At 71.1% G+C, this 12,543-nt stretch carries 15 protein-coding genes; 10 read left to right on the top strand and 5 right to left on the bottom strand.

The window, feature by feature from the left end; translation table 11 throughout:
* The first annotated feature begins 2 nt into the window (after window positions 1–2).
* From AB0J74_RS31840 to wrbA, 7 genes are all read left to right on the top strand, one after another.
* Complete coding sequence (locus tag AB0J74_RS31840; RefSeq protein WP_363454559.1) at window positions 3–674, top strand: GntR family transcriptional regulator; 672 nt, start codon at window positions 3–5, stop codon at window positions 672–674.
* A complete protein-coding gene (locus AB0J74_RS31835) occupies window positions 674–1,642 on the top strand; it encodes an aminoglycoside phosphotransferase family protein (RefSeq protein WP_363454557.1) in 969 nt (322 codons plus the stop codon). Before AB0J74_RS31840 ends, AB0J74_RS31835 begins: the two co-directional genes overlap by 1 nt.
* Before the next feature lie 201 nt (window positions 1,643–1,843).
* On the top strand, window positions 1,844–3,097 hold the full coding sequence (eno, locus tag AB0J74_RS31830; protein ID WP_363454555.1) for a phosphopyruvate hydratase: 1,254 nt from the start codon (window positions 1,844–1,846) through the stop codon (window positions 3,095–3,097).
* Window positions 3,094–3,828: a glucose 1-dehydrogenase gene (locus AB0J74_RS31825; RefSeq protein WP_363454553.1), complete on the top strand. Its 735-nt coding sequence runs from the start codon at window positions 3,094–3,096 to the stop codon at window positions 3,826–3,828. Before eno ends, AB0J74_RS31825 begins: the two co-directional genes overlap by 4 nt.
* A 16-nt stretch (window positions 3,829–3,844) precedes the next feature.
* Window positions 3,845–4,696 (top strand): fumarylacetoacetate hydrolase family protein, encoded by an 852-nt coding sequence (locus AB0J74_RS31820; RefSeq protein ID WP_363454551.1) that lies wholly within the window; start codon window positions 3,845–3,847, stop codon window positions 4,694–4,696.
* Between the two features lie 100 nt (window positions 4,697–4,796).
* Window positions 4,797–5,279, top strand: a complete 483-nt coding sequence (locus tag AB0J74_RS31815; protein WP_363454549.1) for a MarR family winged helix-turn-helix transcriptional regulator — start codon at window positions 4,797–4,799, stop codon at window positions 5,277–5,279.
* A gap of 69 nt (window positions 5,280–5,348) precedes the next feature.
* Window positions 5,349–5,966: an NAD(P)H:quinone oxidoreductase gene (gene wrbA, locus AB0J74_RS31810; protein WP_363454547.1), complete on the top strand. Its 618-nt coding sequence runs from the start codon at window positions 5,349–5,351 to the stop codon at window positions 5,964–5,966.
* A gap of 133 nt (window positions 5,967–6,099) precedes the next feature.
* On the opposite strand, the gene AB0J74_RS31805 is transcribed toward wrbA, so the two are convergent.
* The gene (locus AB0J74_RS31805) at window positions 6,100–7,347 is read right to left on the bottom strand and encodes a PHB depolymerase family esterase (protein ID WP_363454545.1); all 1,248 of its coding nucleotides are present in this window, start codon (window positions 7,345–7,347) and stop codon (window positions 6,100–6,102) included.
* Between the two features lie 199 nt (window positions 7,348–7,546).
* The gene (locus AB0J74_RS31800) at window positions 7,547–7,813 is read right to left on the bottom strand and encodes a winged helix-turn-helix domain-containing protein (RefSeq protein WP_363454543.1); all 267 of its coding nucleotides are present in this window, start codon (window positions 7,811–7,813) and stop codon (window positions 7,547–7,549) included.
* Between the two features lie 120 nt (window positions 7,814–7,933).
* Between AB0J74_RS31800 and AB0J74_RS31795 the strand changes: the two genes are divergently transcribed.
* The gene (locus AB0J74_RS31795) at window positions 7,934–8,752 is read left to right on the top strand and encodes a DUF72 domain-containing protein (protein WP_363454682.1); all 819 of its coding nucleotides are present in this window, start codon (window positions 7,934–7,936) and stop codon (window positions 8,750–8,752) included.
* A 12-nt stretch (window positions 8,753–8,764) separates the two neighbouring features.
* Here the strand turns inward: AB0J74_RS31795 and AB0J74_RS31790 are convergent, their stop codons facing one another.
* Complete coding sequence (locus tag AB0J74_RS31790; RefSeq protein ID WP_363454541.1) at window positions 8,765–9,085, bottom strand: GYD domain-containing protein; 321 nt, start codon at window positions 9,083–9,085, stop codon at window positions 8,765–8,767.
* A 155-nt stretch (window positions 9,086–9,240) separates the two neighbouring features.
* Here AB0J74_RS31790 and AB0J74_RS31785 point away from each other — a divergent pair, with 155 nt between their 5' ends.
* Window positions 9,241–10,404 carry a DUF1996 domain-containing protein gene (locus AB0J74_RS31785; RefSeq protein ID WP_363454539.1) on the top strand — a complete coding sequence of 388 codons (1,164 nt, stop codon included), beginning with the start codon at window positions 9,241–9,243 and terminating at the stop codon, window positions 10,402–10,404.
* Between the two features lie 36 nt (window positions 10,405–10,440).
* A complete protein-coding gene (locus AB0J74_RS31780) occupies window positions 10,441–10,995 on the top strand; it encodes a DUF305 domain-containing protein (RefSeq protein WP_363454537.1) in 555 nt (184 codons plus the stop codon).
* A 37-nt stretch (window positions 10,996–11,032) separates the two neighbouring features.
* Here the strand turns inward: AB0J74_RS31780 and AB0J74_RS31775 are convergent, their stop codons facing one another.
* Both AB0J74_RS31775 and AB0J74_RS31770 read right to left on the bottom strand, forming a co-directional pair.
* Entirely contained in the window at window positions 11,033–12,070 is a 1,038-nt protein-coding gene (locus AB0J74_RS31775) for an amidohydrolase family protein (RefSeq protein WP_363454535.1), read from the bottom strand.
* Window positions 12,061–12,543, bottom strand: a 483-nt coding sequence (locus AB0J74_RS31770) for a PfkB family carbohydrate kinase (RefSeq protein ID WP_363454533.1), incomplete at its 5' end; no start/stop codon positions are given. The genes AB0J74_RS31775 and AB0J74_RS31770, both read right to left, overlap by 10 nt.

Below are 12,543 nucleotides of genomic sequence, written 5' to 3'. Positions count from 1 at the left end.
GAATGCTGATGCCGGTACCGCGCACCCGCGGCCGGGCTTCCGACGAGGTCTACGCGGCGCTGGCCGCGGCGATCAGAGACCTGCGCCTGCCCCCGGGAGCCACGCTGTCGGAGACCGACCTGGCCGAGCAGCTGGGGGTGAGCCGCACGCCGCTGCGCGAGGCCATCGCCCGCCTGGCCGACGCCGGCCTGGTCCAGGTGGTGCCCCAGGTCGGCACCCGGGTCGCCCTGATCCGGATGCGCGACGTGGAGGAGGCCCGCTTCGTCCGCGAGAACCTGGAGACGGCGGCGTTCGCCGGCGCCTGCGGCAGCGACGACGTCTCGGCCCTGCGAGGCCAACTGGACCGCCAGCGGGCGGCGGTGCGAGCCCAAGACCTGGACGAGTTCTTCGCGGCTGACGAGGCGCTGCACGAGCAGATCTTCGTGCTGAGCGGCCACCCCGGCGCCTGGCAGGCGGTGGTCCGGATGAAGGTCCAACTCGACCGCGTCCGCCGCCTGAGCCTTCCCGACCCACGCACGCTGCGCGACCTGCTGGCCGAGCACCGTGCGATCGTCGACGCCCTGGACCGCGGCGACGTGGCCGGCGGCACCGACCTGGTCCGCGCGCACGCCCGCCGGGCGGCGGCCCAGGCCCCGGCGTTGCGACACGACCACCCCGACTACTTCACCGACTGATGCTCACCGTCGCGAACGCGGTAGACCACCTGCGGCGGAGGGGGGTCCTCACCGGCGGCGGGACCGCCACCCTGTTGACCGGCGGTGTCTCCGGCACAGTCGTGCTCGTCTACGCGGGAGACCGCCGCCTGGTCGTCAAACAGGCGCTGGACCGCCTCTCGGTGGCGACGGAGTGGCTGGCCAAACCGGAACGCCTGCTGACGGAGGCGGCCGCGCTGGCCCTGCTGCACGGCATCACCCCGGCGCACACCCCGGCACCGGTCGACGTGGACCCGGTCGACCTGGTCCTCACGATGACCGCCGCGCCCGCCGGCTGGCAGCCCTGGAAGAGCGTGCTGCTCGACGAGCCCCCGTCCGGCGCCCGCTTCGCGGGCGTGGCCCTCTCGCTCGGGCGCATCGTGTCGGCCTGGCACCGGCAGACCTCGGGCGTCCCGGAGATCGCGGAGCGTTTCGCCGACTACGAGGCGTTGGAGCAACTACGGGTGGCCCCGTTCCACCGGGTCGTGCGCGACCGGCATCCAGCGCTGGCCACCGCGATCGACGCCTGCGTCACCGACCTGACCACCGCGCGCGAGTGCCTCGTACACGGCGACTTCTCACCGAAGAACGTCCTGGTCGGTCCCGACGGTCCTGTGTGGGTCCTGGACTTCGAGGTGGCCCACGTCGGCGCCGCGGTCTTCGACCTGGCTTTCCTCCAGTGCCACCTCCTGCTCAAGGCGGCGCACCGGCCGGCGGCCGCGGCTTCCCTACGCGCGGCCGCGTCGGCCTTCCTGACCGGGTACGGCCCGGTCACCTCGCCCCGTCTGGGCTGGCACACCGCGTGCCTGTTGCTGGCCCGCGTCGACGGCAAGTCGCCGGCCACCTACCTGACCCCGGCCGAACGCGACCGGGTCCGCTCCTTGGCGGCGGACGCGCTGGCAGCACCGGTCAGCCCGGCGATCGAGGAGCTGTGGAATGCCTTCGAATGACCCGCGCCCCAGGCCTACGCGGCCGCGAACGCGGCGATCTGTCGGCGGGTTGCGCCGGTCGGGTGGGGGAGATGGCTGGATGAGCGGCGTCCAAGGGACGTGCGGGTTCGTGGTTCGGGCGGGTAGCGGCGGTCGGCGTCGGGGAGGCGGCCGGATGAGGGGCGGTTTTCGGGCGGTGGTTGAGTCGGCGGGAGCAGGCGGGTGACGCGGGTTCGGGAGGTGCGGGCCTGGGAGGCGCTCGACTCGCGTGGGCGGCCGACCGTCGCCTGTCGGGTGGTGCTCGACGGGGGAGCGGCGGCGATCGCGACCGTGCCGTCGGGTGCGTCGGCCGGGTCGCACGAAGCGGTCGAGTTGCGTGACGGCGGCACCCGCTATGGCGGCCGCGGGGTGCGCACCGCGGTGTCCCGTGTGGAGGGCGTTCTGGCGGCGGCGGTGATCGGCGTCGACGTGTCCGGTGTGGACGATGCTTTGCTCTCGGTTGACGCCCCGCCGTTCGCCACCGTCGGCGCCAACGCCGTCCTGGCCCTGTCGGTTGCCGCGGCCCGGGCCGGTGCGGCCGCGGCCGGCGTGTCGCTCGCCCGGCAGCTTGCCGGCGACGGGCCGCTGCTGCTGCCGATGCCGATGGTCAACGTCGTCTCGGGCGGGGCGCACGCGGGCAGCGCCATCGACATCCAAGACGTGTTGGTGATCCCGCATGCCGCGACCAGCTTCAGGGAGGCGATCGAGTGGGCCGCCGCCGTCCGCACGGCCAGCGCCGAACTGGCCGGCCGGCGCGGGCACGCCGCGGCTGCGCTGGTCGCTGACGAGGGCGGGCTCGGGTTGCGGTTGCCGACCAACCGGGCCGCGCTCGAGCTGGTGGTCGACGGCATCGACGCCGCCGGGCTGAGCGGGCGGGTCGGCCTGGCGCTCGACCTCGCCGCGACCGAGTTCTTCGACGGCGGTGTTTACCACCTGCGCCGCGAGGGCCGGCAGCTGTCGGCGGCCGAGCTGACCGACGAGGTCGCCGCCTGGTGCGCCGACTATCCCGTGCTCTCCGTCGAGGACCCGCTGGCCGAAGACGACTGGGCCGGCTGGGCGACGGCGACAGCCCGCCTGTCACGCGTCCAACTGGTTGGTGATGATCTTTTTGTGACCGATCCCGCCCGGTTGGCGCGCGGTGTCGCGACCGGCGTGGCCAACGCCGTGCTGGTCAAGCCCAACCAGAACGGGCTGGTCAGCGGGGCGGCGGCAGTGGTCGGGGCGGCGCGCGACGCCGGCTACCGGACGATCGTGTCGGCCCGGTCGGGCGAGACCGAAGACGCGTGGGTGGCCGATCTCGCGGTCGGCTGGCGGGCCGGGCAGATCAAGGTGGGTTCGACCCACCGGTCGGAGCGCACGGCGAAATGGAACAGGTTGCTGGAACTCGAGGCGCTGGAGGACACCACGTTCGCCGGGCCCTGGAAGGAGATGCGGTGAACAGGTTCGAGGGACGCACAGTCCTGGTGACGGGTGCGGGGTCCGGGATCGGGTTTGAGATGGCCACGCGCTTCCTCGCCGAGGGCGCCTTCGTGTACGCGGCCGACCTCGTCCCGGAAGGATGCCCGACCGGGAGCACCGCGCTCAAGGTCGACGTGACCCGAGCCGACGACGTCAGCGCGGCCGTCGAGCAGGCCGTCGCCGAGACCGGGCGGATCGACGTGCTGTGCAACAACGCCGGGCTTTCCTCGGTCACCGATCCGATCGCCTGCACCGTGGAGGAATGGGACGCGGTCTTCGCGGTCAACACCCGGGGCGTGTTCCTCGGCTGCAAATACGCGTTGCCGCACATGTTGCGGCAACGGCGCGGCGTCATCGTCAACACCGCGTCGGCCGCCGGGCTGGTCGGGCTCAAGGACCGGGCGGCCTACTGTGCCAGCAAGGGCGCGGTGATCGCGTTCACCAAGCAGGTCGCTGTGCAGTACGCGGGGACCGGGGTGCGGGCCAACTCGGTGTGCCCGGGTACCGTCGACTCGCCCTGGGTCGGCCGGCTCCTCGCGGCGACCGACGATCCCGAGGCGACCCGCGCCCAGCTCGTCGCCCGGCAGCCGATGGGCCGGCTGGCCACCCCGGGGGAGGTGGCCGCGGCGGCGCTCTACCTGGCGTCCGACGAGGCCGAGTTCGTCACCGGCACCGAGCTGGTCATCGACGGCGGCCTGGTCGCCGCCTGAACTAAGGAGAAGCGGCATGCGACTGATGCGGATCGGGCCGGCCGGCGCCGAACGTCCCGTTCTACTCGACGGGTCTGGTCAGTATTTCGACCTCGGCGGGATCACCGCCGACATCGACCCGGCGTTCTTCGCGAGCGACGGCATCGAGCGGGTGCGCGCGGCGCACGCGGCGGGTTCGCTGCCGGCGTTCGACGCGACCGGGCAGCGGATCGGTGCGCCGATCGCCCGGCCCAGCGTCGTGCTCTGCATCGGGATGAACTACGCGGCCCACGCCGCCGAGTCGGGCGCCCAGCCGCCGGAGCAGCCGGTCATGTTCTACAAGGCGCCCAACACGGTGGTCGGGCCCGACGACCAGGTGCTGATCCCGCGCGGCTCCAAGGAGACCGACTGGGAGGTGGAGCTCGCCGTGGTGATCGGCCGCCGGGCCCGCTATCTCGACTCGCCGGAAGAGGCGCTCTCCTACGTCGCGGGCTACACGATCGCCAACGACGTCTCCGAGCGCGACCTGCAGATCAAGCAGAGCGGCGGCCAGTGGTCGAAGGGCAAGAGCTGCGAGACGTTCAACCCGCTCGGCCCGTGGCTGGTCACCGCCGACGAACTGGCCGACCCCCAGGCGTTGCGGTTGCGGTCGTGGGTCAACGGCGAGCCGCGCCAGGACTCGTCCACCGCCGACATGATCTTCGACGTGGCCACCCTGATCCACCAGCTCAGCCAGCTCACCGTGCTGGAGCCGGGCGACCTGCTCAACACCGGCACGCCCCAGGGCGTCGCCCTTTCCGGCCGGTTCCCCTACCTGACCGCCGGCGACGTGGTCGAGCTCGAGATCGAGGGCCTGGGCCGCCAGCGGCAGCACGTCGGGCAGGCCTGACACACCTCCGCGAAGCGGAGCGCCCGTGCCGGCGCTCCGCTTCCACGATCTCGTAGGCCAAAGAGGGTGATCCATCACCCGTAACAGCTAGACTGGCGGCATGACCGAGCCGCGTTGGTTGAGCGACCGGGAGCAGGCCGCCTGGCGCGGCTTCCTCACCGTGCAGGAAGACGTGCGCCGGCAGATGAACCGGCACCTGCTGACCAACTTCGGCCTCTCGGTCGCCGACTACGGCGTGCTCGCCACCTTGTCCGACGCACCGGAGAACTGCCTGCGCGTCTTCGAACTGCGCGAACTCCTCCGCTGGGAGAAAACCCGGGTCACACACCAGATTTCCCGGATGGTCGAGCGGGGGTTGGTCGAGCGGCGCGCCTGTCCCGAGGAGCCCCGCGGCGCCGTGGTGGCGCTCACCGACGCCGGCCGGGCGGCCATCGTGCGGGCCGCTCCCGCACACGCGGAGTTCGTACGCCGGCTGTTCTTCGATGCCCTGAGCCCGCGCCAGGTCGACGCCCTCGCGGCCATCTCGGCCGCCGTGCTGGAGAACATCGCCGATCGTGAGGGTGATGCATCACCCACTTCGTAAGGGTGACGTGTCATCCTCGGCTGGCTAGGCTTCATTTCGCACGAAGCCCCCCAGCGCGGAAGAAGAGCCATGTCTGACCCTGTCAAGCTCGCGATCATCTACTACTCGTCGACCGGCACCGGCACCGAGATCGCCAACGAGATCGCCGCCGCGGCCGAGAAGGCCGGCGCCGAAGTACGGATCCGCAAGGCGACCGAACTCGCACCCCAGTCGGCGATCGACTCCAACCCGGTCTGGGCCGCCCACCACGCCGCCACGGCCGGCATCCCGGCGCCGACGCCCGACGACATGGACTGGGCCGACGCCGTGATCTTCGGTTCGCCCACCCGGTTCGGCAACGTCGCGGCCCAGCTCAAGCAGTTCCTCGACAGCCTGTCGCCGCTCTGGTCGCAGAACAAGCTGTCCGACAAGGTCTACAGCGGCTTCACCTCCACCGCGACCCGGCACGGCGGCCACGAGTCGACGCTGATCGCGCTCTACAACACGATCTACCACTTCGGCGGCATCGTGGTGGCACCCGGCTACACCGACGCGGTCAAGTTCGTCGACGGCAACCCGTACGGCACCTCGCACCACACCGCCGGCGGCACCGACCCGGTCGGCGACGAGACCCGCAACGCGGCCCGGCACCAGGCCGAGCGCGTCGTCCGCATCGCCGCCGCCCTCAAGGCCGGCCTCACCGCCTGACGGTCGTCACCGACCCCGGATCGCCCACCCGGGCGACGGCGACCGTCGCGACGGTGCTCGCCAACCCGAGGAACGCGCAGACCGGGCACTGCTCGCGTGCCACCGGCCTGCGCTTCCTCGGTGCCGGATCCGGCTAAAGAGCGGTGCAGGTCAGATTTGGTACGGGGCTCGGCGCAGCGCCATTGGCCTGGAACCCGAACTCGGTCGCCCCGCCGGTGGTGAGGCGCCCGTTGTAGCTGAGGTTGGTCGCCTGCGTCGCGCCGCCCGAACCGCTCAGCTGAGCGTTCCAGGAGTTGACGATCGTGGTGCCAGCCGGCATCGGCAGGCCGACCCGCCAGCCGTTGACGCCGTTGCTACCGGCGGTGACCCGCACCGCGGCCACGTACCCCGCCTGCCATGAGCTTGTCACCTGGAACACGGCGGTGCACCCACCCGGCCCGGGCGGCGGGCTCGTCGGCGGCGTGGTGGGCGGCGGCGTGGTCGGGGGCGGGTTCGTCGGGCCGCCGCCGTTGAGGCCGAAGAACGCGATCGCGGCGGACGCCTGCACCGGCAGGTTGTGCGAGGTGTTGGCCATGCTGGTCGCTTCGACCAGGACCTGACCGGAACCGTTGGCGTAGCGGGTGCGGGTCCACCCCGATTGCGGAGTGTCGGTCGACGTCGGGGATTGGCTCAGACCATGCACATTGGTCCATTGTTTGATCGCTTCACCGAAGTTGACGTACGACAGCGTCTCGTCGTTGGTTCCGTGCCAGAGCTGCACCCTAGGTCGCGGGCCGGTGTACCCGGGGTAGGCGTTGCGCACCAGATCGCCCCACTGCTGGGCGGTGCGGGTGAGCTGGCCCTGCGCGCACTGGCTGTTCCACTTGCCCGGCCCGGCGAAGCAGCCGAACGGCACCCCGGCGAAGGCGGAGCCGGCCCGGAAGACGTCCGGGTAGGCACCGAGCAGCACGTTGGTCATCATCGCGCCCGAGGACACACCGGTGACGAACGTGCGGTTCGGGTCGGCGTTGAAGTTCTGCTGCACGTAGCGCGTCATCGAGACGATGCTCAGCGAGTCGCTGCCACCGTTGTGGGTGAGGGTGGCATTGGAGGCGACGTCGAAACAGCCGTCGCTCGCGGTCACCGATGGATAGACGACGATGAAACCGTATTGGTCGGCCAGCCGGGCGAATTCGGTTCCACTGTAGAAGGCGGGCCCGCTGCCGCTGCAGTAGTGCACGGCGACCAGCAACCCCGGCCGGGCGGCGACGTTGTTGGGGACGTAGAGATACATCCGGAGGTTGCCGGGATTGGTGCCGAAGTTGGTGACCTCGGTCAACGAGGCGGCCTGCGCCGGCGACGCGACCAGCACGGTGGCCGCGACAACCACGGCGGCGATCACCGCCCACACTGCATGTAGTGCTTTGGGAAGCCTCACGAGCTCTCGCTCCTCATCCTGACGCGGGCGATCAACCCGCAGTGACGAGAAACGGCCGTTGCCCTCGACCGCCGATGACGGCTCCCGACCGCAGACTAGGCCGCCACCGGCCCGCCGGCACGAGTTTTCGAAACCCGCGACAACGGGCGCGCCCGGGACCGCGTCAGGTTTGATCGTTGCCCGCGGCCTGGGTCGGCAGGCGACGATCCGGGACCGCCGTCACGTAGACGGCCCGACCCTGTTGGCCGACGACCAGGCCCTGTGTGCGGAGCACGATCATGGCGCTGCCGATCGTCTGGCGGCTGACCTGGTAGGTCTGGCACATCTCCCGGCAGGTTGGCAGCGTCGCGCCGGGGGCCAGGTCGCCGCTGATGATCCGGCCGCGAATGTCGTCGACGATGTCCAGGTAACTCGGCCGCCGCGTGACCATCAGATCCTCCACTAACCAGTGGTTACAATGGCTACTATTGCTGTAACGGTGGCAACCGTCAAGGCCAAGTTTCGGGGACTCGCCTACCGTGTGGGGATGCGCCTTCAGGTGGGTTGCGCGATGTGGACGCTCAAGGCGTGGCACGGGCGGTTCCAGCCCGCCCAGACCGACGAGCGGCTCCGGCATTACGCCGGATGGTGTGACGCCGTCGAGGGGAACACCACGTTCTACGCGACGCCGGCACGGGAGACCGTCGCGGGCTGGGCGCGCCAGACCAGCCCGGGATTTCGATTTGTCCTCAAGATGCCCAAGGTGATCACCCACGAGCGCCGCCTGGTCGACACCGACGAACCGCTCAGTGCGTTCCTCCACGCGATCGAGCCGCTCGGGCCGCGCGCCCACGCCCTCTGGGTCCAGCTCCCGGGCTCCTTCACGCCCGACGACGTCGGCACCCTCGCCAGGTTCCTGCGCAGACCTCCCTCCGACTACCGGTACGCCGTGGAGGTCCGCCACCCGGCCTTCTTCCACGACCCGCGGCGACTCGAACACGCCCTCAACGGCGCCGAGTGGATCCCGTTCGACACCACCGCGTTCTTCGCGAAGCCACCGACCAGCGCGGCCGAGCGGGAGGCCTGGACCAAGAAACCCCGCATGCCACTGCGTACGAGGGCGCTCACCGACCAGCCGATCGTCCGCTACCTCGGCCGCGACGACACCGCCGCCACCGTCGAGGGTTGGCAGCGGTGGGTCGAGATCACCGCCGGCTGGCTGCGGGAGGGGCGCTCACCGACCGTGTTCATCCATACGCCCGACAACGCCGACGCGCCCGCGTTGGCGCGCCGGTTCCACGACGAAGTGCGACGCCGGGTGCCGGAGCTGGATAGCCTGCCCGAACCCGTACCCGTCGAAGCGCCGTTGACCCTCTTCGATGTGGGATAGCGCAGGCAGCGGTCACGCGCCGGGTGCGCGGAAGTCGACCGCGGCCTGAGCCGCCCCGTCGACCTCCTCGGCCGTCAGCAGGACCACGGTCTTGGTGTCGACGGCGCCGCTGGCTCCGACGACGAGCGACAGCGCGGCCGCCGCCCTGTTGTCGGGCAACTCGCAGATGATGTAGGCGTCTCGGTCGCCGAAGCTGTAATACATCGCCTCCAGCCGCCCGCCGACGCTTTCCGCCGCCTTCCGTGCGGCGTCGACCCGGCCGCTCCCGCCGTCTTTGAGGAGCCCACGAAGGCCATCGGCGGTGTACGCGGCGGTGAAAAGGAATTTCGCCATACCGCGCCACCTTCCCCCGGATCGGCCATTCAACCACCCGTCGTCCGCCGAAAGTCGCGAGCAAAAACTGTTATTCCCGCCGTACGGCCAAAGCGCGTTTAGGAGATTCTTAAGACCATAGGACCAAGCGTGACGACGTGCCTAGGCTGCGGTCCGTGTCGTACACCGAGATGCCCGTGCCCGAAACGCGGACAAAGCGGGGTGGTGCCGTCCGTTGGGGCAGTCTGGCCGTCGCGGCGGTGGCGGTCGCAACGATGGCGATACACCTGACCGGCGCCGAGCCCGCGTCGACGCAGAACGCCGCCAACGCGCTGACCGCACCCTTGACGGCGGCGGCTGGCAGGGCCGCCGGCACCTCGCCCACGCCGACCCCGACCGGTGGCCGGCCCGCCGCCTCGACCTCGGCGAAGCCCCCGGCCACCCCGAAAGGGGGCTGGATCCCGGTCGACAAGGCCGCCTGGCACGCGCAGGTGGCGGCCTACCAGGCCCGCAAGGTCGACCCTGTGCCGGCCGGCGTGGCCACCATCGCCGAGTTCCGGGCCGACTGCACCTACAGCCACCGCCTCGCGGACGACCCGATCGTGCTGCCGGGGCTGGCCGGTGCGTCGCACATGCACTCGTTCTTCGGCAACAAGGCGGTCGACGCCGACACCACGGCCGGCGACCTGACCAGGTTCACCGCCACGACCTGCAAGCCGGTGCTGGACCACTCGTCCTACTGGGTGCCGACGCTCTACGACGCCGCCACCAAGAAGCCGGTCGAGCCCACCGGCTTCCGGGTCTACTACCGCTCGATCCGCACCAACTCGACCGGGATGATGCCGATCCCCACCGGGCTACGCATGATCGCCGGAGACGCGAAGAAGAAGGTGCCGACACCGCGCGGCGCGCGGGGCCATTTCTACTGCGCCTTCTACGGCCCCGGAAACCTCGACGGCGTGGCCCGCAGCAGCAACGGCAACTGGCCGATCTGCGACCCCGACAGCTACGCGACGCTGCACTACATGCTGCAATACCCGGACTGCTGGGACGGCGAGCACCTGGACAGCCCGGACCACAAAAAGCACGTGGCATACGGGACCGACAAGGGCTGCCCGGCCGACCACCCGGTGCGCATTCCGTCCCTGACGTTCGATATCCAGTACGGCGTGAAGGGAACCACGCAGGGCTACTACCTGTCGTCCGACCCGACCGGCCGCACCGCGTCCTCGATGCACGGCGACGCTTTCCTGATGTGGGACGCCGACGCGATGAACAAGCGCACCAAGAACTGTGTCCTGCGGCGCCGCCAGTGCGACAACGACGGCTACGAGCACTGACTCCCACGTCTTCACCGCCAGTCGAAGGGTCCAGACATGGGGACGGCTTCGCGGCGCGTGGCGTTCCTCATCGCCATGGCACTCCTGCCGACCATCGCCGGGTGCACGCCCGAGGCGTCGCCCGCGCCGGAAGTGGTTCCCGCTGCCACCACCAACTTCGGCGGTACCGACCTGGCCTGGATCGAGATCAGCATCGCGATGAACGATCAGGTCCTGCCGTTGCTGGCCCTCGTGTCGACCCGCGGCGACGACGCGGCCCTGACCAAGCTGAGCGCCGACGTCGAAGCCACCGCCACGGCCGAGCTGTCCACTTTGCACAGCCTGCACGACCAGGCCGGGCTGCCGGCGGAGAACCCCCACGAGGGCATGCCGATGCCCGGCCTGGTGCCCCCCGAGGAGGTGACCCGGGTGGCCGGCCTCTCCGGTCCGTCCTTCGACCGGGCGGTCATCGAGCAGCTCGAGGGCTATCTCGAGCAGAGCCACCGGCTGGCTGAGCAGGAACTTACGTCAGGCACCGACCCCCAAACCCGTGACCTCGCGACCCGCACCGCGACCGCCCGTGCCACCGCACTACGGCAACTGACCGCCTAACGCCGTCCCGGGGTGGGTCCGGCCCGGACCGATCCATCTAGCCGGGCAGGCCGAGCAATCGGGCGGCGTTGCCCGCGTAAACCTGGGTCAGCACGTCCTCCGGCAGGCCGACCGCGGAGATGTCCCAGCGCCCCTGGGGCGGCACGCGCGAACCCGGGGCGTACTCGAAACACTCGTCCTCGGTTTCCAGGAAGCGCCAATACACCTCGTAGGCCTCGCGGGTCGGTGGGAAGGCGTCCGTGCCGAACAGGACGCGGTCCGGGTGGGCGAGGACCAGGCGCCGGGTGGCCCGGGGCTGCCGGCCCAACTCGGCCAACCGGCCGCCGAGGTCGACGTGGAAGTTGGGGTAGCGGGTGAGCATGCCGTCGACCCAGGCCAGGTCTTCGGCGGCGCAGCCGACGTGCGCCCCGACGAACGTGGTGCCGGGTGCGCCCGCCACCACGGTCTCCAGCGCCGCCATCAGGCGGTCGAAGGTGGGATAGCCCGGGGCACCGAACCACCAGTCGGGATTCTCGGACAGTTCCTCGAACCGTTCGTTCGTGGCGTCGAGCGGGCCGAAGAACGCGATCGGGTCCGCGGTGTGGATGAGTACCGGCAGGCCCAACTCGCCGGCCGCCGCGAAGACGTCGGCCAGGCGCGGGTCGTCGGGTAGGACGAGAGCGCCGTTCGCGTCGGTCACCGTCAGGCCGAGGTCCTTCCAGACCTTCACACCGCGGGCGCCGGCATCGCGTGCGCGGCGCAGACTCGCGATCAGCGCGGCGGTCGGGTCCGGACCCCGCAACAGCGACCAGTCGAGGTGGCAGAAGGTCAGGAAGCGGTCGGGGTACGCCCGGTCCAGCCGCGCGATGTTGGCGTCCAGTTCGGCATCCCAACGGCCGTCGAGGTTGACGATGGTGCGCACGTTGACCTCGTCCATCAGGTCGATGAGCGCGGGGACGTGGTCGACCATCCAGTCGCCGTCGCCGAGCCACCGGCCGAGGTGGTTGTGCACGTCGACGGCCGGCGCCGACGCGCGGGGCACGTGGGTCAGGGGCCGGCGGATGGCCGGGACCGGGGTGTAATCCGTCAGTTCCATGCGCTTCTCGCTTCCGAGAGGGTTGGCTGTGCATCCGTGCCGCCTGCGGCCCGGGTCGACAAGGCGCCGCAGGCCGCCGCGAGCCGCAGGCTGGATTCGAGGTCGGCGCCGCCCAGGCGCCCGGCCAGAAAGCCGGCGTTGAAGCTGTCGCCCGCCCCGACCGTGTCGACCGGCGTCGCCGAGACACCGGGTGCGACCATCGGGCCGTCGGCGCTCCACGCCAGCGCTCCGAGAGCGCCGCGCTTGACCACGACGATCCCGGCCGACCTACCGGCCAGCGCACGCGCCGCCGCCACCACCGCGTCGCGGCCGGAACCGTCCATCGAACGCGCCGCCGCAACCGCGTCGTCGCCGGAACGGGCCAGCGAAGGCGCGGCAACCGCGTCGTCGCCGGAACGGGCCAGCGAAGGCGCGGCAACCGCGTCGTCGCCGGAACGGGCCAGCGAAGGCGCGGCAACCGCGTCGTCGCCGGA

Source organism: Asanoa sp. NPDC049573 (assembly GCF_040676615.1).
GTDB lineage: Bacteria > Actinomycetota > Actinomycetes > Mycobacteriales > Micromonosporaceae > Asanoa.
This window is presented reverse-complemented; position numbering and strand designations above follow the sequence as displayed.

What these genes read in the sequence shown, in the direction of transcription:
- AB0J74_RS31840 (WP_363454559.1), top strand. Translation starts at nt 3, where the DNA reads ATGCTGATGCCGGTACCGCGCACCCGCGGCCGGGCTTCCGACGAGGTC.
- AB0J74_RS31835 (WP_363454557.1), top strand. Translation starts at nt 674, where the DNA reads ATGCTCACCGTCGCGAACGCGGTAGACCACCTGCGGCGGAGGGGGGTC.
- AB0J74_RS31820 (WP_363454551.1), top strand. Translation starts at nt 3,845, where the DNA reads ATGCGACTGATGCGGATCGGGCCGGCCGGCGCCGAACGTCCCGTTCTA.
- AB0J74_RS31815 (WP_363454549.1), top strand. Translation starts at nt 4,797, where the DNA reads ATGACCGAGCCGCGTTGGTTGAGCGACCGGGAGCAGGCCGCCTGGCGC.
- wrbA (WP_363454547.1), top strand. Translation starts at nt 5,349, where the DNA reads ATGTCTGACCCTGTCAAGCTCGCGATCATCTACTACTCGTCGACCGGC.
- AB0J74_RS31800 (WP_363454543.1), bottom strand. Translation starts at nt 7,813, where the DNA reads ATGGTCACGCGGCGGCCGAGTTACCTGGACATCGTCGACGACATTCGC.
- AB0J74_RS31795 (WP_363454682.1), top strand. Translation starts at nt 7,934, where the DNA reads ATGTGGACGCTCAAGGCGTGGCACGGGCGGTTCCAGCCCGCCCAGACC.
- AB0J74_RS31790 (WP_363454541.1), bottom strand. Translation starts at nt 9,085, where the DNA reads ATGGCGAAATTCCTTTTCACCGCCGCGTACACCGCCGATGGCCTTCGT.
- AB0J74_RS31780 (WP_363454537.1), top strand. Translation starts at nt 10,441, where the DNA reads ATGGGGACGGCTTCGCGGCGCGTGGCGTTCCTCATCGCCATGGCACTC.
- AB0J74_RS31775 (WP_363454535.1), bottom strand. Translation starts at nt 12,070, where the DNA reads ATGGAACTGACGGATTACACCCCGGTCCCGGCCATCCGCCGGCCCCTG.